Genomic DNA, 22,766 nt, shown 5'->3' on the forward strand with positions numbered 1-22,766 from the left:
GGAAATGGTAGGCTATCGAAATACGCTTAAAAAACTGGAAACGCCCCAGATCCTTCAAACGCGCGTACTGACGCCGGTCCCGGCTTTATGATGCTTTCAAACTCAAACCATGATCACTCTGAGGTCTGCGTTTGGGCCAAGAAATACGGAAAGTTGTGCCCCGAACGCCGTCCGAAATAAGGTCAATTGTGCCACCGATCACGTCAACATGCTTGCGTACCATCGCCAACCCCATTCCGCTGCTTTCAACTTCATCTCTAGGTTTAAGTGTATGAAAAATCTCGAAAACCTTTTCCTGAAACTGCACGGGGATACCGGGCCCATCATCTTGAATTGAAAACTCGAAGACGTCGCCACGGTCAATGACATCCACATTGATCTCACATTCATCATGATCATGATGTTTTATTGCATTGCTGATCAGATTCAGCAGAACAGTCTCGATCGGCATTTGGGGGATTTGCACGCCTTTGAAAGCATCCGATACATGAATTTTACACCCTGCGGGGACGTCAAGAAGTTGCATAATTCCTGACATCAGCTCGTCGCCCCTTATGTTCTGGGTGTCTATATCGCTTTTGCCAATCCGGGAATGCTCGAGCAAATCTTGGAGCATTTTATCCATGCGACTTGCACGACTCTTTAGTAAGTCCAGGATTTCCCGTGTTTCTTCGGTAAGATGCTCTTCCAAATCCTCTTCAAGCCATTTCGACGCGTTCTCTATCACTCTCAGTGGGGCGCGTAAATCATGGGAAGCCATATAGGCAAATTGATCAAGTTCTTCGTTCGATCTCTTCAGGGCTGAAATAAGCGTTTCGACCTTATTCTGAGCCTTTACGCGCTGCGAAACATCGCGGGCCAATCCAATGACGTGGTCCTTGCCCGCGTAGGTAACTTTATTCACTGATATCTCGAGGTAAACATGGCTGCCATCCTTTCGGACTCCGGTTATATTCCTTTGCTCTGACATTATCCGGCTCTGACCGTCGAAATTTCTAACATACCCTTGATGGTTTTCAGCGTCACTCTTGGGCATGAGCGTTTCAAGTTTCTTCCCAACGATCTCTTGAGCCTCATAACCAAAAATCTGGGAAGCGGCGGGATTGAACTCTTCAATGATGCCGTCTTGATCAATGACTACGATGGCATTGTCGACCGCTGAAAACATCGCCCGAACGCGCAGTGTTTCTGCCACCAAACTTTCTGACATTTCCTGAAAAGCCGCCGCAAGTTCCCCTACTTCGTCGCCTGAGGATATTTCAATTTCAATCGGAAGCCCTTGATCAGGCCGATCTATGATCCGTTGATGGAGCTTTTTCAGAGGGGCAAGGATGTTTTCGGCAAACCGCTGCGCCAGGAACCACGACAGGAAAAGCGAAAGCAGCAGGAAAACTCCGATCCAAAAAAAGCGAAGCCTTAGCTGTTCCGTAATGTATGCCCTGTCGATTGAAGAAATCGTTTGAATTGAAAATGGCCTGTTTTCACGCTCTTCCAACGCCAATATTGGCATGGCCAGTGCCTCTTCGCCTTGATCGATAGACACGAACTGATCGGAAAAACTCGCAGCCTCCATCTCGGGAAGGCGCTGCCATCGTTCCTCTGTATGAAGAACCACGCTGTCCGCTGCGGCATCTTCATCGATGAGGAAGTAATCCAAGTCGCTAGTCAAAGCGAGCAAGCGAACACCGTTTCTCATCGCTGGAACAGTCGAGCCGAGCAAAGACTTTACTTCGACATTGATGATCAAAACCGCATTGATTTGCCCTCCGGATGTCCGAATTAACCTGACCAGCCGAACCATTGCGGGACCTTCTATCTGTCCCAACTCTTGGTTTAACGAGATTTTGGAGTAATAGAATTCCTCACTGCCGGCTTGCGAAATTCGTTGTATGTAGTCGCGATGACCTTTGCTTTGTAGATCCGTACTGGCAACGGTTTGTATCTTACCGGCAGCTTGGTTGACTCGGACGACTTCTTGCCAATCGTTTTTTCGGGTCAAAAGACGCATCTGAGCATAATGCGGTCGTTGCACCATAAAACTGCTAAATACGGCTTCTAGCCGTGCTTTCGATGTTGGATGGACAGTCAACCGAGACGTGTCGTCCTTGGTCTCTATCTCGTTCAATATCTCTAGAACTTGAGGCAGAGTTCCCAAGATCCCGGCGTCTTTTTCCAAGGCGTCAAAGGCTTGTTGAATTCGAAACGCGTAATTCTGAGACGCCGCAGTGAGGTCTTGCCGTGCGGTTTCGTAGCCGCGCTCCCACGTTGACAAGAATATGTAGACCGAAATTGGCGCGATTGCAGACACGGCAACGCAAACCGCAAGCGCGACAAACTTGTTCCGAAGGCTTTGGCCAAGAATACTCACACGACCCACCGCTTTCTAAGTTAGCTATTTGTGGATGCGCTTGGTCGCTCGGCTTGCGCCGCGCGCTTATTCAATGTCTCGCTGATGTCGTCCAAAAACCCATAGATTTCGTGGCAGGATTTTTCCAACGCCGTGAGATTTTGGTTCGTTGAAGGCGCAAGAGAATGAGCTTGGCGCAAGCCGCGGATGTGGCGCAGCGTACCGGCCAGGGTCGTTCGCATTTCCGGGCCGCAGGTTTCCGCGATCTTGCGCGCGGACCGCTGAATTTCAGCCCGTGAGGAGTGGGATTGGCCGACCGCTGCGATCAAAACACGGCGCTCGAATGCCGAAAGGATCGATTTGCGAACGGTACTGACACTCAGCTCTTCCTTGGTGATGTAGTCGGCGCAGCCATTTCGCATCGCCTCGACTGCGATGTCATGGCGTTCCACACTGGTGACCATGATCGGCAACGCCTCGGACTGGTCTTCATGGGCAATCAGGATCTTCAACGCATCAAGACCCGTCTCCATGTCCAGAAAATAATCCAAGAAAACCAAGTCCATAGGCTTGCTATCCAAAGCGGCCCGAAACTCTGCCAAGTTGGATGCCTCAAAGGTCTTGAATTTCAGCCCCGCCTTTTCACTGAACTTTCTCAAGCGCAGGCGGTCAACTTCTTGATCGTCGAGAAACAGGATATTCAAAGGCTTGCGGGACTCTCGCCCCGAATTCAGAGCGACAACAAACTCTTTGGTTTCGTTGTCCATTTTCTTGGCAGAGCGCATTCTCGACCTCCTTTGACGCGTGAGTTGCATCCGGCCAAGCGCGACGCCCCGACATGTCATCACACCGAGAACGCCCACAACCTGCCCGTGGAATACAAAGACCTTAGCGGGCATCCTTTGCCCAAATCGCTAAGGAACTGTTAAATCCAAGGGGGTAGATAAAATTGCAGACACTCAAATAGATGCTGTTAACGCTATCTGTTCGAATTTCGGTCTAGCTTAAGCCCGGGCCAAGCGAACTGGAAGCGAACTGGAGGAAATATTCAACATATCACTTTGACGCGGCACAGACAGCCGCACCGCGCCAAATGCGCCAAACTCAGAAGAACGCCTGCAACCCGGTCTGAGCCCGCCCAAGGATCAACGCGTGAACATCATGTGTGCCCTCATAGGTGTTCACGGTCTCAAGGTTCAGCATGTGGCGGATCACCTGGAACTCGGCGGAAATGCCGTTGCCGCCGTGCATGTCGCGCGCCAGCCGCGCGATATCCAGCGCCTTGCCGCAGTTGTTCCGCTTGAGGATCGAGATCATCTCGGGCGCGGCCTTGGCCTCGTCCATCAACCGGCCAACGCGCAGACAGCCCTGAAGACCCAGCGAAATTTCGGTCTGCATATCCGCCAATTTCCGTTGAAACAGCTGGGTTTGCGCGATCGGACGGCCAAATTGCTTGCGGTCCAGCCCATATTGCCGCGCGCCGTGCCAACAGAATTCCGCAGCGCCCAGCACGCCCCAAGCGATGCCATACCGCGCGCGGTTCAGGCAGCCGAACGGCCCCTTGAGACCCTGAACATGCGGGAGCAGCGCCTCTTCGCCGACCTCGACCCCATCCATGACGATTTCGCCTGTTACACTGGCGCGCAGGGACAGCTTGTTGGCGATCTTTGGCGCGCTCAGCCCCTTGGCCCCTTTTTCCAACACAAAACCGCGGATCTTGCCGCCATGCGCGTCGGATTTCGCCCAAACAACAAAGACATCCGCGATGGGCGCATTGGAAATCCACATCTTGGAGCCGGTCAGACGATAGCCGCCGTCGATCTTTTCGGCGCGGGTTTTCATGCTGCCAGGATCAGAGCCCGCATCCGGTTCGGTCAGCCCAAAGCAGCCGATCCATGCGCCGCTGGCAAGTTTGGGCAGGTAGCGCATCCGCTGCTCTTCGGACCCATAGGCGTAGATCGGATACATCACCAGCGAGGACTGCACCGACATCATCGACCGATAGCCCGAATCCACGCGCTCGATCTCGCGCGCGACCAGACCGTAGGACACATAGCCCGCGCCCAGCCCGCCGTATTGTTCTGGGATCGTGGTGCCGAGCAGGCCCATTTCCCCCATGTCCGCAAAGACTTGCGGGTCGACGGTTTCCTCTTCAAAGGCCTCGATGACCTTGGGCGCCAGCTTTTCCGAGGCAAAGGTCCGCGCCGCATCGGACAGCATCCGCTCTTCTTCGGTCAGCTGGTCCGCCAGACGAAAGGCATCTTCCCAGTCGAAGGCGCCCAGATCCGGGGCGTCCTTGGCTTTGAGGCTGGGCTTGGTCGTGTCGGTCATCATCCGCTCCTACATGGGTTTGTGCGCAGTGTAGCTTGCACTTGGCGCAAGGAAAAACGACAATTGCGCATCCAAGCATGAGGAAATGTCATGGGTATTGCTCCCCTGCCCCCGATCACTGCCCTGCGCGCGCTTGAGGCGCTGGACCGTCTTGGCAGCGCGACCGCCGCCGGGGCCGAGCTGAACCTGACGCAAAGCGCGGTCTCTCGGCAGCTCAAAACGCTCGAAGACCACCTGGGCGCGCAGCTGTTTCTGCGTGATCGGCGGGCGTTGCGGCTGACCCCGCAGGCTGCGGCCTTTGCGCAAAGCGTGCGCGAGGGGCTGGACCTGATTGCGCAAGGGGCGATGGCGCTGCGGCTGGACCCAACCGGCGGTGCGCTGAGCCTTGCGATTCTGCCGACCTTTGGAATGCGCTGGCTGGTGCCGCGCCTGCCGGATTTCGCGCAGCGCCACCCGGATGTGACGGTCAATATGACCACGCGCCTGCGCCGCTTCGATTTCCACCAAGAAGGCTTTGACGCGGCGCTGCATTTCGGCACGCCAAGCTGGCCGGACACCCATAGCCTGCGCCTGATGACAGAGCAGGTGCGTCCGCTGGCAGCGCCCAGTCTGATCGGCGGCCCCCTGCCCTTGGCCGATTTGGCGACCCTGCCTTTGCTGCATATCCAGACCCGGCCAACCGCTTGGAAAGACTGGTTTACCCGCCAAAACGCCCCGCAGAGCGGCCTGGGCGGCACCAACTTTGACCAGTTCACAACGATCCTACAGGCCGCTTTGCACGGCCTTGGGGTGGCGCTGTTGCCGGACTACCTGACCGTGGCAGAGCGCGCCTCGGGTCAGTTGATCGCGGCCGCCGAGGCCGCGCCGGTCAGCCTTGGCGATTACTACCTCGTGTGGCCGTCGGATCGGCCGCCCTCGGCGGCGTTGCGCGTGTTCATCGACTGGCTGGCACAGCAGACCGACGACGACATGCTGCCGCGCTAAACGCCGCAAGACGACCGCAAAAACGTGGCAAGGATTTTAGGAAAAGTGGTCGGGGCGGCGAGATTCGAACTCACGACCCCCTGTACCCAAAACAGGTGCGCTACCAGACTGCGCCACACCCCGACCGTGAGGCAGGGTTTAGCCGCCCCTGCCCGCCTTGAAAAGAGGAAAAATCACTCTGCCGCGATGCGGCACGGCCAAGCCGCCTCGGTGATCGCCTGATGGTTCAGTTGATCGCCTTCGGAGATGCCCAAAAGCCGCGTCAACCCGCCGTTTACCTCCAGAACGTACTGCGCGGGTTCGGCGCTGGGGATCGAGGTCAGATCGCCGGGCACGGCGTTTTCATGCACATCGACCACGACGCCATGCTGATCAGCAAAGATCATGTCCAGCGGGATCAGGGTGTTTTTCATCCAAAAGGCCACGGGGCGCTGCGATGGATAGACGAACAGCATCCCCGTGCTCATGGGCATCTGCTCCACGAACATCAGACCTTGGTTGCGCTCTTCTGGCGTTTCGGCCACGGCGACGTTGAACCGCGCAAGACCAAAATCGCCGCGAATGAACAGCGTGTCGGCCTTGCACTCCGGGGCGTCCGGATCCGGCGGAGTGACGGCGGCGGCCTCTTGGCCGATGGGCGCCAAAGGGGTCAATTCCCCCGGCGTTTCCGATGCCGCGTCATCCCCTGCATGTGCCGCGGCGGCAGAGGGGTCCTCTGCCGTGGCCGGGATCTGGGAGTGGTCCCCTTGCGGGGCCAGATCGTCAGCCATGTCGTCCGTGGCACATCCTGCTCCGGCCCAAAGGCCGAAGACAATGCTTAGCGCTGCAATGCGGCTTCCCATGCGTTCACTTCCATCGCCATGCGTCCGCGCTTGCCGTCGACCACACGGATCGCGAGCGCTTCGCCCGGCTGAAGATCCGCGAGACCCGACCGGCGCAGGACCTCGATATGAATGAACACATCTTCGGATTTTCCAAAGACATTTGCAAACCCGAAACCCTTGGCCTTGTCGAACCATTTGACCCGCGCCGGTTCCAGCACCGCGTTGCTCAGGACTTCGGGATCAATTTCCTCGAAGTCGGCGAGCGGCACGGTGTCGTTGCCTTCGGGTGGTTCGATGGACAGGACCTGTGTGGCCTGCACACCGCGTTCGGTGCGTTGCACCTCGATTTCAATCAGTGCCCCATCGGCCACCGAAGATTGCCCGAAATTCCGCAGCACGTTGGCGTGCAACAAAATGTCCGGCCCCCCGGTATCGGCAACGACAAATCCGAACCCTTTGACCGGGTCGAACCACTTTACCTTACCTTCAACAACACTTGTCTCGTTTTCTAGCTGTCTCAACTTTGATTCCAATTGTACCGACATATCCCCACCCAAGTTTTGGATCATCCCCAAGCCAAAGCGCAAGACGCCAAAACACTGGTATTTTGTGTCAATTCACTTCACGTAACGTGAAATACCATGGAAAAACCTGTTATTTACGACAGCTATACCAATGAACTAGGGGTTTAGCCTGATGATCTCCCAAGGCTGATCGAGGGTTTCACGGCGCCATCTGAATCGGTCGTGCAGACGGAATGCCCCATCTGCCCAGAATTCTATTTCCAAAGGCTTAAGACGGTAGCCGCCCCAGAATGGCGGGCGCGCGGGGTTCGGGCCTTTTTGCGCGGTGATCTTGGCGACCTCGGCCATCAGATGTGCGCGCGAGGCCAAGGGCTTGGACTGGTCCGACGCCCAGGCCCCAAGGCGGCTTTTCAAGGACCGGGACGCATAATAGGCATCCGCCTGCGGCCCCTCTTCTTTTTCGATGATCCCGCGGGCGCGGACCTGACGGCGCAGCGATTTCCAGTGCATGACAAAGGCCGCCTTGCCTGCCTGATCGATCTCTGCCGCCTTGGCGCTGGTATAATTGGTATAGAATACGAATGCGGCGTCTTCGATTTCCTTGAGCAGGACCATGCGCGCATTGGGCAAGCCATCCGCGTCCACCGTCGACAGCGCAATGGCGTTGGGGTCGTTGATTTCGCTCTGCTCGGCCTCGGCCAGCCAGCTGCGGGCAATCACAAAGGGATCGTCCCCTGCGAAAATTCCGGTTCTATCGCTCATCCTCATGTCTCCCTTGGGGGTGATTTGCACGTATTTACGCCTGCGGTCGGGCAAATGACCAGATTGCGCCCTTGCGCCTGCGGCGGTTGATCGCCTAAACGATTTCGAAACACGATCTGGGGGACCATCCAAAGATGTCAAACCAATTGATGGCTGGGAAACGCGGCCTGATCATGGGCCTTGCCAATGACAAATCCATCGCATGGGGCATCGCCAAGGCCTGTGCCGACGCCGGTGCCGAGCTGGCCTTTTCCTATCAGGGCGAAGCGCTGAAAAAGCGGGTTGGCCCGCTGGCCGAGCAGCTGGGGTCCAGCATCGTTCTGCCCTGTGACGTGGCGGACGAGGCGTCGATCGACGCCATGTTCGACGGCCTAAAGGAGCACTGGGACACCCTCGATTTCATCGTGCACGCCATCGGCTTTTCCGACAAGAACGAGCTGCGCGGGCGCTATGTCGACACCTCCAAGGCGAACTTTGCCATGACCATGGACATCTCGGTGTTCAGCTTTACCTCGGTCATGCAGCGCGCCGAAAAGATGATGACGAGCGGTGGTTCTGCGCTGACGCTGACCTACTACGGCGCCGAGCGCATCATGCCCCATTACAACGTCATGGGTGTGGCCAAGGCCGCTTTGGAAGCCTCGGTGCGCTATCTCGCCGAAGACCTCGGCAAGGACGGCATCCGCGTCAACGCGATCAGCGCCGGCCCGATCAAGACGCTGGCCGCCAGCGGCATCGGCGATTTCCGCTATATTCTGAACTGGAACGCCTACAATTCGCCGCTGCGCCGGAATGTGACCATCGACGATGTGGGCAAGTCGGCGCTGTACCTGCTGTCCGACCTCGGCAGCGGTGTCACCGGTGAAACCCACCACGTGGACAGCGGCTATCACGTCGTCGGCATGAAGGCCGTGGACGCGCCGGATATGACCAAGGGCTAAACCGCCTTTGATCCAGAACATCAACGCCCCGGTCCGCAATGGCCGGGGCGTTTGCGTTCCGCGCCACTTGCCAGCCGCGCGCCGCTTGGCCTATAGCCATTCGCAAACCCGCATAGGAGCACCGCCATGGACAACCGCCTGCCGCACGAAAAAGGCTTTCACGTCAGCTGGGATCAACTTCACCGCGACGCGCGCGCGCTGGCGTGGCGTCTCCAAGGGCAAGGCCCCGAGGATGGCGCATGGCGCGCCGTGGTCGCCATCACCCGTGGCGGCATGGCCCCGGCGATGATCGTCGCGCGCGAGCTGGACATTCGCACCGTCGACACGATCAGCGTGAAATCCTACCACTCGGGCGGCGGCAAGGCCGACCAGCGGCGCGAGGCGCAGGTGCTCAAATCCCCGGACGCCGAGCTGATGGGCGACGGCACCGGCATCCTGATCATCGACGATCTGGTCGACAGCGGCAAAACGCTGGAACTGGTGCGCAAGCTCTACCCGAATGCGCAGATCGCCACCGTTTACGCCAAGCCCATGGGCCGACCGCAGGTCGACACCTTTATCACCGAGGTCAGCCAGGACACCTGGATCTTCTTCCCGTGGGATCTGGCGCTGCAATACGTCAAACCCTATCGCGGCGAGGACGACTAACCCCGCCTGCCCGGTTTGATGCAAAAAGCCCCCCGCGTCTGTTCTTGGCGCGGGGGGCTTTTCTTTGTCAGCGCGTTACAGCGCAGCTTTCAGCGTCTCGCGCCACGGGGTTGTGGGGCGGCCTAGCAGGTCAGACAAGGTCTTGTCGTCCGAGTAGAGCCCGCCCTTGGCCGCGCCCGCCTCGCTGTCCGCCAGCATGGCGGCGACCGCCTCGGGCAGGCCAAAGCCGGTCAGCGCGTCCTTGTAAGCCTCGGGTGTCATATCGGTGAAGCCCAAGGTCTTGCCCGACAGCTCGGACAGGGCAGCGGCGAATTCCGGCAGGCTATAGCTGTCATCCCCGGCCAGCTCGTAAACGGTGCCAGAGGTCGGCAGATCGCCCGTCAGCACAATGGCGGCGGCTTCGGCATAGTCAGCGCGGGCGGCGCTGGACACGCGGCCCTCACCGATCGTGCCGATCAGCCCGCCGCCCTTGACCGCGTCCTTGGCCCCCATGGTGTAATTCTCGGTGTACCAGCCATTGCGCAGCAGCGCGTAATCCAGCCCCGAGGCGGCCAGCGCGTCTTCGGTCGCCACATGTTCGCCCGGCAGGATTGTCAGCGGCGATCCCTTGGCATTCAGGATCGAGGTATAGGCGACAAAGCCCACGCCCGCCGCCCCCGCCGCATCAATGACGTTCTGGTGCTGCGCCGCGCGCTGGCCCACCTCGGAGGAGGACACCAGAAGCAGGCGCTCGATCCCTGCAAAGGCCGCTTTCAGCGCCTCGGGATCGGTATAGCTAGCGACGCGCACGTCCACGCCCTTGGCTTCCAGCGGCGCGGCAGCTTCGGGGCGGCGCACCAAGCCGGCAACCTCCGAGGCTGGCACACGGGCCAGCAAAGCGTCGATGGCAAGCGCGCCGAGTTGACCCGAAGCGCCGGTGACGAGGTATTTTGCAGACATGAGGTTCATCCTTTCTAAAAGTCTCGCATATGGTTCCAATACGAGGTATGGTCTCTTATGTAGACCACATCTAAGCGACAGGGATTTTCGCACAAGGAGGCACTTTTTCATGACAAGGGCACACGCAAGTAACCCCGCCCCCGACATCCTGACGCTGATGGCCGCCTATGAGGGCGCGCCGGATGATCCCGCCGTGTGCCCCATTCGCGACGTGCTGGACCGGGTGGCGCAGAAATGGACGCTGCTGCTCATGATCCAGCTCAGCACCGGGCCGAAACGCTTTAGCGCGCTGCAACGGCAGGTGGGCGACATCTCGAAACGGATGCTGACGCAAAGCCTGCGCGATCTGGAACGCGACGGGCTGGTGTCGCGCGAGGTGTTCCCGACGAAACCGCCGTCGGTGGAATATGCGCTGACCGATCTGGGGCGATCCTCGCTGGAGCCGATCGCCGTGCTGACGCAATGGGCCGACAACAACCATGACCGCATCCGGCAGGCCCGCGTGGCCTTTGACGGCTAAGGCTTTTCCTTGGCTGTGCAGGCTGTTAGCGTGATGCAGAGCCAACCGCAGGACAGCCCCCATGCCGCACAGCAGCCGCACCCAAGCGACCTTTCCGCCCCCGATCCCAGAGGCCAAGCGCTGGCTCGAAGGGGTAACCTTTCCGGCGGACCGGCCTTTGCTGAACCTGTCGCAAGCGGCCCCCATGGACCCGCCGCCGCCCGCCTTGCGCACCTTTATGGCCGAGGCGTTGGGGCAGACCGACACGCATCTTTATGGGCCGGTGCTGGGCCAATCGGGGCTGCGCGCGGCGTTGGCGCGGGATTGGTCGCAGCACTACGGCGCGCCCATCGCACCCGAGAACATCGCCATCACCGCGGGTTGCAACCAAGCCTTCGCCGCCACCATCGCCGCGCTCACGACCCAAGGCGACGAGGTCATTCTGCCGGTGCCATGGTACTTTAACCACAAGATGTGGCTGGATATGTCCGGCGTGCAAGCAGTTCCGCTTGCCACTGGCGCGGACCTGATCCCGGATGCAGACGCCGCCCGCGCGCTGATCACCCCGCGCACCCGCGCCATCGCGATCACCACCCCCAACAACCCCGGCGGCGTGGAATACCCCGCCGAGACCCTCTCTGCGCTGTTCGACCTGTGCCAAGAGACCGGCATCAAGCTGATCGTCGATGAGACCTACCGCGATTTCGACTCCCGCCTTGGCCCGCCGCATGACCTGCTGAGCCGTCTCGACGCGCATAACACCTTGGTGCAGCTCTATTCCTTTTCCAAGGCGTACCGACTGACCGGGCATCGCGTGGGCGCGATCCTTGCCGACCAAAGCCTCTTGCGCGAGATCGAAAAGTTCCAAGACACTGTCGCCATTTGCGCGCCGACCCTCGGCCAAAAAGCCGCGCAATTCGGCCTTGAAACCCTCGCGCAATGGCGCGCCGAACAGCGCGACGACATCCTGAACCGGCGCCAAGCCATCCTCGACCATTTCCCGCCGCTCGCCGCCAAGGGGTGGCAGCTGCTCGGCCTTGGGGCCTATTTCGCCTACGTGGAACACCCCTTTGCCGAAGGGGCCAGCAGCCTCGCGCCGAAACTGGTGCAAGAGGCGTCCATCCTGATCCTGCCCGCCACCATGTTTGTCCCCCAAGGCGACCCATCGGGCGAGCGGCAATTCCGCATCGCCTTTGCCAATGTGGACCGGCTGGGCATCAAAGAGATGTGTACCCGGCTGGCAAGGCTGGACTGGCCTCTTGCAGCCCCCCCGACGCCCGCGTAGACAGGGCCGAACGACGCCCAAGGGAGAAGAACATGGCACGCAAAGCGGGCAAGACCACAAGCACTCTGGTCTGGATTTTGATGGGGATGCTGATCCTTGGCCTTGGTGGCTTTGGCGCCACGAACTTCTCTGGGAATGTGCGGGCCATCGGCTCTGTTGGCGACACCGACATGCCGGTGACGGACTACGCGCGCAGCCTGCAAAACGAAATCCGTGCCCAAGAGGCGCAGATCGGCCAGCCGCTGACCTTTCAACAGGCGCAGCTGATCGGCCTGCCCGACCGCGTGCTGTCGCAGATGGTGGTGACCGCCGCCCTGGAAAACGAGGCCAAGACACTGGGCATTTCCATCGGCGACGAACGTCTGGCCGAGGAAATCCGCAACGTGCGCGCCTTTCAGGGGCCGGACGGCCAGTTCAGCCGCGAAACCTACGCCATGGCGCTGGACAACGCAGGGCTCAGCGAGTCCGAGTTCGAAGCCCAGCAGCGCAGCCAATCCGCCGCCACCATCCTGCAAGGCGCGGTTCTGGCGGGGGTGAAACTGCCCGACACCTATATCGACACGCTGATTGCATGGAACGGCGAACAGCGCGCCTTTAGCTGGGCGATGATTGGCCGCGACGCCATCAACACCGGCCTGCCCGTGCCCACCGACGCCGAGCTGCAAGAATGGTACGAGGCGAACATCGACGCCTTTACCACGCCGGAAACCAAGCAGATCACCTATGCGTGGCTCACGCCCGAAATGCTGGTGGACACGGTCGAGGTCGACGAGGCCAGCCTGCGCGATGCTTATGACGAGCGCTTTGAAGAGTTCAACCAGCCCGAGCGCCGCCTTGTCGAGCGTCTGGTATTCCTTGATGAGGCCGCAGCGCAGGCCGCCGCCGACCGCATCACCGCCGGTGAGATCACGTTTGAGGGTCTCGTGGCCGAGCGGGATCTGGATCTGGCCGACACCGACATGGGCGACGTGGCCCGCTCCGATCTGGGCGATGCCGCCGAGGCGGTCTTCAGCGCCGAGGTGGGCGATGTCGCCGGCCCCGCCCCCAGCGATCTGGGCCCGGCCCTGTTCCGCGTGAACGCCGTTTTGGCCGCTCAGGAAATCACCTTCGAAGAGGCAACCCCTGACCTGCGCGAAGTGCTGGCGCTGGACCGTGCGCGCCGCGTGATCGACACGCAGGCCACCGGCTTTGACGACGAACTGGCCGCCGGGGCCACGCTCGAAGAGCTGGCCCAGAGCACCGATCTGCAACTGGGCACCATCGGCTGGACCGGCGATAACGACGCCGACATCGCGGGCTTTGACGCCTTCCGTCAGGCCGCCGAGGCGCTGAGCGCTGACGACTATCCGGCGATTGCGCAACTGGGCGATGGCGGCGTGTTCGCGCTGCGTCTGGACGAAATCCAAGCCCCCGCGCCCATGCCCTTCGAGGACGTGCGCACACAGGTCGAACAAGGCTGGGAGCTGGACGCGCTGACCGATGCGCTGGTCGCCTCTGCCGAGGCATCGGTCGAGGCGCTGTCGAACGGGGCTTCTTTCGAGGACCAAGGGCTGGAAGCCGAGGAACAAGCGCCCCTGACCCGGACCGCCTATTCCGCCGCCCTGCCTGCTGGCCTGCTCAACAAGGTGTTCGAGCTGGAGCCCGGTGAGGCCGCCGCGATCCCCGGCAATGGCACCGCGATCATCGTCCGCCTCGATGAGATCGTCCCCGCCGATTCAGACGGCGACGCGGCCCAACAACTGGCGGCCCTGCTGCGCGACCAAGCCTCCAACGATGTGGCGAACGATCTGTTCCGTGCGCTGGCCACCGACATTCAAAACCGCGCTGGCGTGGTGATCGACCAACCGGCGATCAACGCCGTGCACGCCAACTTTCAGTAAAGCCCATATCGCCCATGTCAGAACTCACTCCTTCCTTTAGCGATTTCGAAGCGGCCTATTCGGCTGGCCAAAACCAGATCGTCTATACCCGCCTCGCCGCCGATCTGGACACGCCGGTGTCCCTGATGCTGAAACTCACAGGCGCGCATAAGGATGCCTTTATGCTTGAATCCGTGACCGGCGGCGAAGTGCGCGGGCGCTATTCGATCATCGGCATGAAGCCGGACCTGATCTGGAAATGCCTCGGCGAAAGCGCGCAGATCAACCGCAGCGCGCGGTTCGATCCCGACAGCTTTACGCCAGTGGCCGAAGACCCGCTGACCTCGCTGCGCGCGCTGTTGGCGGAATCGCGGATCGACCTGCCAGAGGATCTGCCGCAAGCGGCGGCGGGCCTGTTCGGCTACCTCGGCTACGACATGATCCGTCTGGTGGAACACCTGCCCGACGTGAACCCCGATCCGCTGGGCCTGCCCGACGCGATGATGATGCGCCCCTCGGTGGTGGCGGTGCTCGACGGGGCCAAGGGCGAAGTCACCGTGGTCTCGCCCGCTTGGGTGCAGGATGGGGTTTCGGCCCGCGCCGCCTATGCGCAGGCCGCCGAGCGCGTGATGGACGCGGTGCGCGATCTGGAACGGGCCATGCCGCAGGTCACGCGCGACCTTGGCGATGCGGCAGAGCTGGGCGAGCCGGTGTCGAACTTCACCCACGACGGCTACAAGGCCGCGGTGGAAAAGGCCAAGGACTACATCAAGGCGGGCGACATCTTTCAGGTGGTGCCGTCGCAGCGCTGGACCCAGCCCTTCCCGCTGCCGCCCTTTGCGCTGTATCGGTCGTTGCGCCGGACGAACCCGTCGCCGTTCATGTTCTACTTTAACTTTGGCGGCTTCCAGGTGATCGGCGCGTCGCCGGAAATCCTCGTGCGGGTGTTTGGGTCCGAAGTGACCATCCGCCCGATCGCAGGCACCCGCCCGCGCGGCGCCACCCCCGAAGAGGACAAAGCGCTGGAACTAGACCTGCTGGCCGACAAGAAAGAGCTGGCCGAGCACCTGATGCTGCTGGACCTAGGGCGCAACGACACGGGCAAGGTGTCCAAGATCGGCACCGTGCGCCCCACGGAACAGTTCATCATCGAGCGCTACAGCCACGTGATGCACATCGTCTCCAACGTGGTCGGCGAGCTGGCCGACGACCAAGACGCCCTGTCCGCGCTGTTGTCCGGCCTGCCCGCGGGCACCGTGTCCGGCGCGCCGAAAGTGCGCGCGATGGAAATCATCGACGAGCTGGAACCGGAAAAGCGCGGCGTCTACGGCGGCGGTGTCGGCTACTTCAGCGCGGGCGGCGATATGGACATGTGCATCGCCCTACGCACTGCAATCGTCAAAGATCAAAAGCTGTATATCCAAGCGGGCGGCGGCGTGGTCTACGACAGCGACCCCGAGGCGGAATATATGGAAACCGTCCACAAATCCAACGCCATCCGGCGCGCAGCCGCCGACGCTGCGCGCTTCACAGGCGGCGGAAATAGCTGATAGCTTGCTGGTTTGGGGGCGCTGCCCCCCTGCCCGTTGGGCATTCCCCCCGGGATATTTATAAAGAGAAGAAGTCCAAACCGGAGTGCCCGTGTCTTCTTCTCTTTTCAAATATCCCGGGGTGAGGCCGTAGGCCGAGGGGCAGCGCCCCTTTTAAGCGGCCGCCGTTTCGCGGATCCGTTCGATCATCGCGCGCAATCCGTTGGAGCGTTGCGCCGAAAGGTGATCGTTCAGCCCAAGGCGTTCGAGTTCGGCGCGGGCGTCTACCTTGGCCACGTCGCCTAGGGGTAAGCCATCGTAGAGGCGGTGCAGCAGAGCGATCAGGCCTTTGACAATCAGTGCATCGCTGTCGCCTTGGAAATGGAACACGCCATCCTCGGGCGCGATATGCAGCCAGACCTGGCTCGCGCAGCCTTCGACCTTGGTGGCCGGCACCTTGAGCGCATCGTCCATCGTGCCCATGTCCTTGCCCATCTCGATCACCATGCGGTAGCGGTCTTCCCAATCTTCGAGGAATTCGAAATCCTCGACCACCTCTTCAAATGCTGCCTGCGCCATGTCGGTCTCCCTTTTGACATGGCAGGTAAGCGGCCTTGGGCAAAAGGTCCAGCCCTTGACGCTTTTCAAAGCGCTCCAGATGCGTTAACCCGTTATTCACCGGGCAAAAGGGCAGTTCCCACATGAAAAAAGCGCTTAGTGTTCTTGTCGTCTCTTCGGTGGTTTTGACCAGCTGCGGGGCCATTCGCGACTCTGCGATGAATCCGTTCAACTGGTTTGGACGCAGCACCTCGGAGGCGGTTGCGACTGGCGCAGAGGTCAACCCTTTGATCCCCGCCCGCCGGTCCAGCGTCTTTCGCAGCAACCAACCCGAGACCTATCAGGGCTGGGCCGTGGGCGAAGTGACCGAACTATTGGTGGAACGCCGTCCCGGTGGCGCTGTGATCCGTGCGACGGCGGTGGCCGATCGTCAGGGCGCCTTTGAGGTGCGTCTGGTCAAGAATGACGAAGAGAGCGACGCCGATACGCTGACCTATGATTTCCGCGCCATCCAGCAGCCCGGCAACGTGGGCACCGCCCTGTCGCGCCAAGTCACCGCGGCAGTCTGGCTGACGGACAACGAGCTGCGCGGCATTCGCACGATCCGCGTCAAGGCAGCCCGCAACGTGCGCACGGCCCGCCGCTAAATCCCGCCAGAGCCTGAAAAACCAAACGCCCCCAACCGGGGGCGTTTTGCGTTTCTCACAGGTCGATCACCGCGACGCTCTTGCCGTTGGCCGAGAGCGCGATCTTGCCTTCGCACAGGCGCAAGGCGTCCTCGCCAAAGACCTCGCGCCGCCAGCCGCGCAAGGCAGGCACGTCCCGTTCCCCGGCGGCAATCGCATCAAGGTCAGAGGCAGGCGCGATCAGCTTGGACGCAACGCCCGACTTCTCGGTCTTGGCTTTCAGCAGCACGCGTAGCAGGTCGGCCAACGCCGGGTTGATCTGAAGGCGGTCCTTGTCGTTCACCACCTGCGGCAGGTTTTCCTTGGGGCAGTCCACGCCCGCTTTGACCGCCGCCAGAATGCCATCGGCAATGGCGCCCTTGCGGGCTTCGCGCAGCAGCAGGCGCGACCGGCCGAGGTCTTGCATATTGGCGGGCTTGGTCGAGGCCAGTTCCACCAGCGCGTCGTCCTTGAACACGCGGTTGCGCGGCTGGTTGCGGTCCTGGGCATAGCTTTCGCGAAAGCGCGCCAACTCGCGCACGATGGCCAGGAACCGAGGGCTGTTCGACCGCGTCTTGACCCGCTTCCACGCGTCTTCGGGGCGCGTGATATAGGTCTCGGGGTCGGTCAGGACGGCGATTTCTTCGCCCACCCAACGCTCGCGCCCGGTTTCCTGCAACTTGCGGTTCAGGAACTCGTAGATCTGGCGCAGATGCGTCACGTCGGCAAGGGCGTAGGTTTTCTGCGCGTCGGTCAGCGGACGGCGCGACCAATCGGTAAAGCGGCTGGATTTGTCGAGCTGCTGCTTGGCAATACGCTTGACCAGCGTTTCATAGCCGACCTGCTCGCCAAAGCCGCAGACCATCGCCGCGACCTGCGTGTCGAACAGCGGCGTCGGGATGCAGCGGTGGTCGATGTAGAAAATCTCAAGGTCCTGACGCGCGGCGTGGAACACCTTGACCGTGCGCTCATCGCGGAACAATTCCAGCAAAGGCTCCAGCGACAGGCCATCCACCAGCGGATCGACCAGCACGGCGTCGTCGGTGTCGGTCCCCGGCAGCGCGATCTGGATCAGGCACAGCTTGGAATAATAGGTCCGTTCCCGCAGAAATTCGGTGTCCACGGTGACATAGGGTTGACCCTTTGCGCGGTCGCAAAAGGCGGCCAATTCTTCGGTGGTGGTAATGGTCTGCATTCGCAGCCTTTTCTTGTTCGTTAACGTGTTTTGCCGCTGTGGTCGGGCCGCTCAGAGGCATCATAACCCTAAGCGTGTGGAAATGAAAACACCGGCTCAGAGATGAACCGGCGTCTTGTCTCCGGCTGCAAAGCGGCGCAGCACCATTGGGTAAAGTCTGTGTTCTTGTTTCAGCACCCGCGCCGCCAAGGTGTCGGCATCGTCCCCGGCCTCGATCGGCACGCGGGCCTGCCCAAGGATCGGTCCGTCGTCCAGCTCGGCGGTGACCTCGTGGACGGTGCAGCCTGCCTCGCGGTCGCCCGCGTCCAGCGCGCGCTGATGGGTGTGGAGCCCCTTGTATTTCGGCAGCAAAGACGGGTGGATGTTCAGCATCCGGCCCTCGTAGGCGCGGATGAAGGACGGCGTCAGGATGCGCATAAAGCCCGCCAGGCACAGGATGTCCGGCTGGGCCGCGTCAATGTGTTCACGCAAAGCCGCCTCGAACGCCTCGCGATCCCCCTTATAGGCCTTGTGGTCCACGGCAGCGGTGGCCACGCCCATGTCCGCCGCCTTGGCCAAACCGCCCGCGTCCAGCTGGTTGGACGCGACCAGCACGGGCCGCGCGGGATGATCGCCGGTCATATCCTCGACCAACTTGACCATGTTGGACCCGCCGCCCGAGATCAGGATCGCGACGCGCTTCACCTCAGAGCGCCCCGGTGTAGGCAACGCCTTGGGTAGCCGTGACCGTGCCCAGACGCGCCACACGCTCGCCCGCCGCACTCAGCACCTTGGTCAGGGCGTCGGCCTCTTCGGCGTCCACCACGACGATCATGCCAATGCCGCAGTTGAAGGTCTTGAGCATCTCGCGCTCTTCGATCTGGCCGACCTCCTGCATCCATTTGAAGACGCCCGGCAGCTCCCACGCGTTCAGGTCGATCTCGGCGCCCATGCCTTCGGGCAGGACACGCGGCAGGTTCTCGGTCAGGCCGCCGCCGGTGATATGCGCCAGCGCGTGCACACCGCCCGCGCGGATCGCTTCGAGGCAGGATTTCACGTAGAGCCGAGTCGGCGTCAGCAGCGCCGCTCCCAGGGTGCCCTCGGCCCAGGGGCAGTCCGCATCCCAGCCGAGGCCGGAGACTTCGACCAGCTTGCGCACGAGGCTGTAGCCGTTGGAATGCACCCCGTCCGAGCCGAGGCCCAGCAGAACGTCGCCTTCTGCCACGCCTTCGGGCAGGGCCGTGCCACGCTCCATCGCGCCGACGGCAAAGCCCGCGAGGTCGAAATCACCCGCCGGATACATGCCCGGCATTTCCGCCGTCTCGCCGCCGATCAGCGCGCAGCCAGAGCGTACGCAGCCTTCTGCGATGCCTTCGATGACGCGGGCGGCGGTGTCGGTGTCCAGCTTGCCGGTCGCGAAATAGTCGAGGAAAAACAAAGGCTCCGCGCCCTGGCACACCAGATCGTTGACGCACATGGCGACCAGGTCGATGCCCACGCCGTCCACGTGGCCGGTGTCGATGGCGATGCGCAGCTTGGTACCCACGCCGTCGGTTGCGCCCACGAGGATCGGGTCGTCATAGCCCGCGCCCTTGAGATCGAACAGCGCGCCAAAGCCGCCAAGGCCGGACGCCACGCCGCTGCGGTTGGTGCGCTTGGCCGCCGGTTTGATCCGCTCGACGAGCGCGTTGCCCGCGTCGATATCCACACCCGCCTGCGCGTAAGTAAGGCCTTTTGTCGTGTCGCTCATTCCCGGTCTCCGTGCATGGGGCCGGTCCCGCCCGGCTTTGCGCACGCGCTTACCGCAAAGCATGGCGCGCTGCAACGGCAGGCTTGACCCTATGGGCGCGGGCGGGCCAACCGGGCGGAACAAAAAGAAGGTGACGTGGGGCGTGACAGAGTGGAGCGGTTGGACGGTTTTGGGCGGTCTCGGCGGTGGCGCGGGGCTGGTGACGCTTGCGCTATACATGCTGCACCGGAGCCAAGACCGCCGCGAGGCGCGCCTGCGCGCCAAGATCATTGACCCAAGCCCAGACCAGCGCGGCGCGGTGATTGCCCGCTATGGCACCAGCGGCGACAGCGCCTATTACCCCGCCTTGAAGGCACTGCTGGATTGGGCGGATGGGTTTTATGGCTTTAGGGGCGAAGCGTTCGCGCGGTGCTTAACGCTGGCCTACGTCTATCCGGTCCTTTTTGCCTTCATCGGCTGGGCGCTGTTCAATACATGGTCCGTCCAAGGGCTGGAGCTTTTTTCCGACACGCCAGACCACGCGGCGCGTCTGGGCAAGGTTGCAATCCTGCTCGCCAGAGTGATCGCCGTGACTTTGTTTTTAAGGTGGTGGGTACCAGAAACCAATCCAATCCGCGACAGGCTGCGAATTTGCGTTCACAAGCTTACCCAAGTGGCCGGCCTTCATGCGAAGGCGGCCACTTGGGTGGTTGAGATTCTTGACACCGTTGTCGTTGCCGTTGTCGTTGTCGTTGCCGTTGTCGTTGCCCATGTCGTTGCCGTTGTCGTTGCCGTTGTCGTTGCCGGTGTCTTTGCCGGTGTCGTTGTCGTTGCCGGTGTCGTTGCCGGTGTCGAAAATGCCGAAGCCGCAGCGCTCCTCCTCTTCTTCTTCCACCTCCTTCCTTTCGCCAACGCCTTCGCCGATTGGCTGTCCCTCGGCCTCACCCGCCTGCTACTCCGAGACCTCCACAACCGTCACGCCAAAGACAAAACCGCCGGATGGGGCAGCTTGCTGATCCATCTGCTGGTCGATGTGATCGCCGCGTTGGTCTGTCTGGGGCTGCTTTTGGCCGCCATGATCGGACTGCTCGAAGGCTGGGCCATGCTCTCGCCCGAGACCCTGCCGCTCGACTGGCGCGACTACTGGGAAACCGCGCAAGACCACCCCGAACAGGCCACCGCGCTGTGGCTGCTGTGTGTGACCACGCTGCTGCCGACCTTTGGGCATTTGCTGTTCGTGCTGACCTTTAGCCTGACGCGCAATTCCTCAAAGACGCAAAAGGCCGTGGACAAGCTGCGCGACATGGACACCGCCCCCAGCGACGCTCAAGTCAACGCGGTCATCGACCTGCTGGCGGCGGGCAAGCGACGCGCCATCGCCGTCGCCGTGCTGCTGTCGCTGCTGACCGTCGTCTTCCTGACGCTGCTGATGAAAGTCGTCCACCCCGTCGCGCTGTTGGTGGTGGTCACAGCGATCCTGCTGTCGCTGGTCGTTGCGACGGTCGTTAGCTACGTCAGCGCGACTTGACGCCGCCCCCGCAGCGCCTTACGAAAACCGCACGGTGGGCCTGTAGCTCAATTGGTTAGAGCAGGGCGCTCATAACGCCTTGGTTGCGGGTTCAAGTCCTGCCGGGCCTACCAACCCCCTGCCCTTGTTCACAGGATAAAATCCTCGGCGGTCAGCGTGTACTGCCCGTGCAGCAGGATTTCGAAATCCGCGCGCCCGGTGCCGTTCGTGTCGATCTGGATCACGGTGAAGGCGCCGCTCTGGACATAGCGCAGCTCTCCGGCGGTGCCGCTGAGGCGATCAGTGCCGATGAAGTCCAACGGCACAGGCGCGACGTCCAGTCGGATCAGGTCGAGCCCTTGCTCAAAGTCGCGGATCCGGTCGCGGTTGCGGCCAAGCACCGGCTGGGTGAGATCGTCGAACAGGAACACATCCGCCTCCCCGTCCCCGAGACCGTCCGCGTTGCCACCCACCAGCACGTTGCCGAGCCCGAGGAAAGTATGACCGTAGCTAAGCCCGTTGCCGTTCAGCACATCGCGCCCCTCACCGCCGATCAAGATGTCGCGCCCGCCGCCGCCCAGTAGGGTGTCGTCGCCGCTTGCGCCCATCAGGCGGTCCTTTGAGCCGTGCCCCTCCAGCAGGTCGTCGCCTGTACCGCCATGCAGAGTGTCCTGGGACATGCCGCCGATCAGCGTGTCGTTGCCGCCTAGACCAAAAGCCATGTCCCGGCCATGCCCCGTGTCCAGACGGTTGTCCGCCGCAGAGCCGATCAGGTGGTCGCTGTGCATATCCGCCACCAGATGTTCGATGCCCTCAAGAACATCGATCCCGCCTGCCCCCGTGTTTTGCGCGCCCTTGATCCCAAGGCGCACGGTCACACCGCCGTTAAAGCCAAGGTACACCGCGGTGTCCTGTCCCTCTCCCCCCACAAGCGTGTCATTGCCGTACCCGCCGTCCAGCGTGTCATCCCCCGTGCCGCCATCGAGACTGTCGTTGCCAAAACCCGCGTCCAGCGTATCATCCCCAGCGCCGCCAATCAGGCGATCGGCCCCGCCCAAGCCTTCGAGCAGGTCGTCATCGGTGCCGCCGTCCAGCGTATCGCGCCCGCTGCCACCGATCAGCGTGTCATTCCCCGCACGGCCAAAGGCCCGGTCCGCGCCGTTGCCGGTTTCCAGTCGGTTCGCCTTGGCCGAGCCAAAGAGCTGGTCATTGTAGGCGCCGCCGACGAGATGTTCGATCCCGGTCAGGATGTCGGTGCCCGCAGCGCCCAGATCCTGCGCGCGCGTGGTGGCAAGGCTGACCCGGATACCGCCGCCGAACCCGTTGTAATAGGCGGTGTCCTGCCCCGCGCCGCCGATCAAGGTGTCATCGCCATGACCGCCGGTCAGATGGTCGTCGCCCGCGCCGCCATTCAGACTGTCGTTACTCAAGCCCCCGTCCAGCGTGTCATCCCCCAGACCGCCCGTCAGACTGTCGTTGCCGCCTTCGCCGGAAAAGGTAAAAGCCTCATCCGTGAACCACACCTGAAAGGTGTCCCCGAAATTTGTGCCTCTGGCCCCCTCGAATTGTTGAAAACTATGATACTCCAACGTTTCAAGCGGCTGCCGCAAAGGGCCGACGTACAAGTCCCAAAAGTTGTAATTACGATTCCCATATTGCTT

At 61.5% G+C, this 22,766-nt stretch carries 21 protein-coding genes and 2 tRNA genes; 10 read left to right on the top strand and 13 right to left on the bottom strand.

Annotation, left to right across the window (positions count from 1 at the left end):
* Window positions 1-85: 85 nt before the first annotated feature.
* The 3 genes from B9A11_RS05160 to B9A11_RS05170 form a co-directional block, all read right to left on the bottom strand.
* Window positions 86-2,368, bottom strand: coding sequence for a sensor histidine kinase (locus B9A11_RS05160; RefSeq protein ID WP_058246952.1), 2,283 nt, complete (start codon window positions 2,366-2,368; stop codon window positions 86-88).
* A gap of 20 nt (window positions 2,369-2,388) precedes the next feature.
* Window positions 2,389-3,132 (bottom strand): response regulator, encoded by a 744-nt coding sequence (locus B9A11_RS05165; protein WP_058246951.1) that lies wholly within the window; start codon window positions 3,130-3,132, stop codon window positions 2,389-2,391.
* A 319-nt stretch (window positions 3,133-3,451) separates the two neighbouring features.
* The gene (locus tag B9A11_RS05170; protein WP_370736526.1) at window positions 3,452-4,681 is read right to left on the bottom strand and encodes an acyl-CoA dehydrogenase; all 1,230 of its coding nucleotides are present in this window, start codon (window positions 4,679-4,681) and stop codon (window positions 3,452-3,454) included.
* Between the two features lie 87 nt (window positions 4,682-4,768).
* On the opposite strand from B9A11_RS05170, the gene B9A11_RS05175 reads away from it, so the two are divergent.
* Window positions 4,769-5,662, top strand: a complete 894-nt coding sequence (locus B9A11_RS05175; protein ID WP_058246950.1) for a LysR substrate-binding domain-containing protein — start codon at window positions 4,769-4,771, stop codon at window positions 5,660-5,662.
* A 46-nt stretch (window positions 5,663-5,708) separates the two neighbouring features.
* Here the strand turns inward: B9A11_RS05175 and B9A11_RS05180 are convergent.
* The 4 genes from B9A11_RS05180 to pdxH form a co-directional block, all read right to left on the bottom strand.
* Window positions 5,709-5,785 (bottom strand) — tRNA-Pro (locus B9A11_RS05180).
* 50 nt (window positions 5,786-5,835) lie between these two features.
* Window positions 5,836-6,432, bottom strand: coding sequence for a DUF192 domain-containing protein (locus B9A11_RS05185; RefSeq protein WP_083499795.1), 597 nt, complete (start codon window positions 6,430-6,432; stop codon window positions 5,836-5,838).
* Between the two features lie 47 nt (window positions 6,433-6,479).
* On the bottom strand, window positions 6,480-7,031 hold the full coding sequence (locus B9A11_RS05190) for a cold-shock protein (protein ID WP_058247132.1): 552 nt from the start codon (window positions 7,029-7,031) through the stop codon (window positions 6,480-6,482).
* Between the two features lie 135 nt (window positions 7,032-7,166).
* Window positions 7,167-7,772 carry a pyridoxamine 5'-phosphate oxidase gene (gene pdxH / locus B9A11_RS05195; protein WP_058246949.1) on the bottom strand — a complete coding sequence of 202 codons (606 nt, stop codon included), beginning with the start codon at window positions 7,770-7,772 and terminating at the stop codon, window positions 7,167-7,169.
* Window positions 7,773-7,906: 134 nt separating this feature from the next.
* Between pdxH and fabI the strand changes: the two genes are divergently transcribed.
* Both fabI and gpt read left to right on the top strand, forming a co-directional pair.
* Window positions 7,907-8,713 carry an enoyl-ACP reductase FabI gene (gene fabI, locus B9A11_RS05200; RefSeq protein WP_058246948.1) on the top strand — a complete coding sequence of 269 codons (807 nt, stop codon included), beginning with the start codon at window positions 7,907-7,909 and terminating at the stop codon, window positions 8,711-8,713.
* 126 nt (window positions 8,714-8,839) lie between these two features.
* A complete protein-coding gene (gene gpt / locus B9A11_RS05205; RefSeq protein WP_058246947.1) occupies window positions 8,840-9,361 on the top strand; it encodes a xanthine phosphoribosyltransferase in 522 nt (173 codons plus the stop codon).
* A gap of 75 nt (window positions 9,362-9,436) precedes the next feature.
* Here gpt and B9A11_RS05210 read toward each other — a convergent pair whose 3' ends face one another.
* Window positions 9,437-10,300, bottom strand: a complete 864-nt coding sequence (locus tag B9A11_RS05210) for an NAD(P)H-binding protein (protein WP_143595805.1) — start codon at window positions 10,298-10,300, stop codon at window positions 9,437-9,439.
* A gap of 109 nt (window positions 10,301-10,409) precedes the next feature.
* Here B9A11_RS05210 and B9A11_RS05215 point away from each other — a divergent pair, with 109 nt between their 5' ends.
* From B9A11_RS05215 to trpE, 4 genes are all read left to right on the top strand, one after another.
* Complete coding sequence (locus tag B9A11_RS05215) at window positions 10,410-10,820, top strand: winged helix-turn-helix transcriptional regulator (RefSeq protein WP_058246945.1); 411 nt, start codon at window positions 10,410-10,412, stop codon at window positions 10,818-10,820.
* A 61-nt stretch (window positions 10,821-10,881) separates the two neighbouring features.
* Window positions 10,882-12,084 carry an aminotransferase gene (locus B9A11_RS05220; RefSeq protein WP_058246944.1) on the top strand — a complete coding sequence of 401 codons (1,203 nt, stop codon included), beginning with the start codon at window positions 10,882-10,884 and terminating at the stop codon, window positions 12,082-12,084.
* Between the two features lie 32 nt (window positions 12,085-12,116).
* Window positions 12,117-13,964 carry a peptidylprolyl isomerase gene (locus tag B9A11_RS05225; RefSeq protein ID WP_058246943.1) on the top strand — a complete coding sequence of 616 codons (1,848 nt, stop codon included), beginning with the start codon at window positions 12,117-12,119 and terminating at the stop codon, window positions 13,962-13,964.
* Window positions 13,965-13,978: 14 nt separating this feature from the next.
* Window positions 13,979-15,493, top strand: coding sequence for an anthranilate synthase component I (gene trpE / locus B9A11_RS05230; protein ID WP_058246942.1), 1,515 nt, complete (start codon window positions 13,979-13,981; stop codon window positions 15,491-15,493).
* 153 nt (window positions 15,494-15,646) lie between these two features.
* Here the strand turns inward: trpE and B9A11_RS05235 are convergent, their stop codons facing one another.
* The gene (locus tag B9A11_RS05235) at window positions 15,647-16,051 is read right to left on the bottom strand and encodes a SufE family protein (protein WP_058246941.1); all 405 of its coding nucleotides are present in this window, start codon (window positions 16,049-16,051) and stop codon (window positions 15,647-15,649) included.
* A 122-nt stretch (window positions 16,052-16,173) separates the two neighbouring features.
* Here B9A11_RS05235 and B9A11_RS05240 point away from each other — a divergent pair, with 122 nt between their 5' ends.
* Window positions 16,174-16,677, top strand: a complete 504-nt coding sequence (locus B9A11_RS05240) for a hypothetical protein (protein WP_058246940.1) — start codon at window positions 16,174-16,176, stop codon at window positions 16,675-16,677.
* A gap of 55 nt (window positions 16,678-16,732) precedes the next feature.
* Here B9A11_RS05240 and rnd read toward each other — a convergent pair whose 3' ends face one another.
* From rnd to purM, 3 genes are all read right to left on the bottom strand, one after another.
* On the bottom strand, window positions 16,733-17,890 hold the full coding sequence (gene rnd / locus B9A11_RS05245) for a ribonuclease D (protein ID WP_058246939.1): 1,158 nt from the start codon (window positions 17,888-17,890) through the stop codon (window positions 16,733-16,735).
* A 96-nt stretch (window positions 17,891-17,986) separates the two neighbouring features.
* Complete coding sequence (gene purN, locus B9A11_RS05250) at window positions 17,987-18,574, bottom strand: phosphoribosylglycinamide formyltransferase (protein ID WP_058246938.1); 588 nt, start codon at window positions 18,572-18,574, stop codon at window positions 17,987-17,989.
* A 1-nt stretch (window position 18,575) separates the two neighbouring features.
* On the bottom strand, window positions 18,576-19,619 hold the full coding sequence (purM, locus tag B9A11_RS05255; RefSeq protein WP_058246937.1) for a phosphoribosylformylglycinamidine cyclo-ligase: 1,044 nt from the start codon (window positions 19,617-19,619) through the stop codon (window positions 18,576-18,578).
* A gap of 142 nt (window positions 19,620-19,761) precedes the next feature.
* Here purM and B9A11_RS05260 point away from each other — a divergent pair, with 142 nt between their 5' ends.
* Both B9A11_RS05260 and B9A11_RS05265 read left to right on the top strand, forming a co-directional pair.
* Window positions 19,762-21,126, top strand: a complete 1,365-nt coding sequence (locus B9A11_RS05260; protein ID WP_143595806.1) for a hypothetical protein — start codon at window positions 19,762-19,764, stop codon at window positions 21,124-21,126.
* A 36-nt stretch (window positions 21,127-21,162) separates the two neighbouring features.
* Window positions 21,163-21,239, top strand: a tRNA-Ile gene (locus B9A11_RS05265).
* A 15-nt stretch (window positions 21,240-21,254) separates the two neighbouring features.
* On the opposite strand, the gene B9A11_RS21355 is transcribed toward B9A11_RS05265, so the two are convergent.
* Window positions 21,255-22,628: a calcium-binding protein gene (locus B9A11_RS21355; RefSeq protein ID WP_159452474.1), complete on the bottom strand. Its 1,374-nt coding sequence runs from the start codon at window positions 22,626-22,628 to the stop codon at window positions 21,255-21,257.
* Between the last annotated feature and the right edge of the window lie 138 nt (window positions 22,629-22,766).

It is taken from the genome of Tropicibacter naphthalenivorans, assembly GCF_900176475.1.
Taxonomy (GTDB): Bacteria; Pseudomonadota; Alphaproteobacteria; order Rhodobacterales; family Rhodobacteraceae; genus Tropicibacter; species Tropicibacter naphthalenivorans.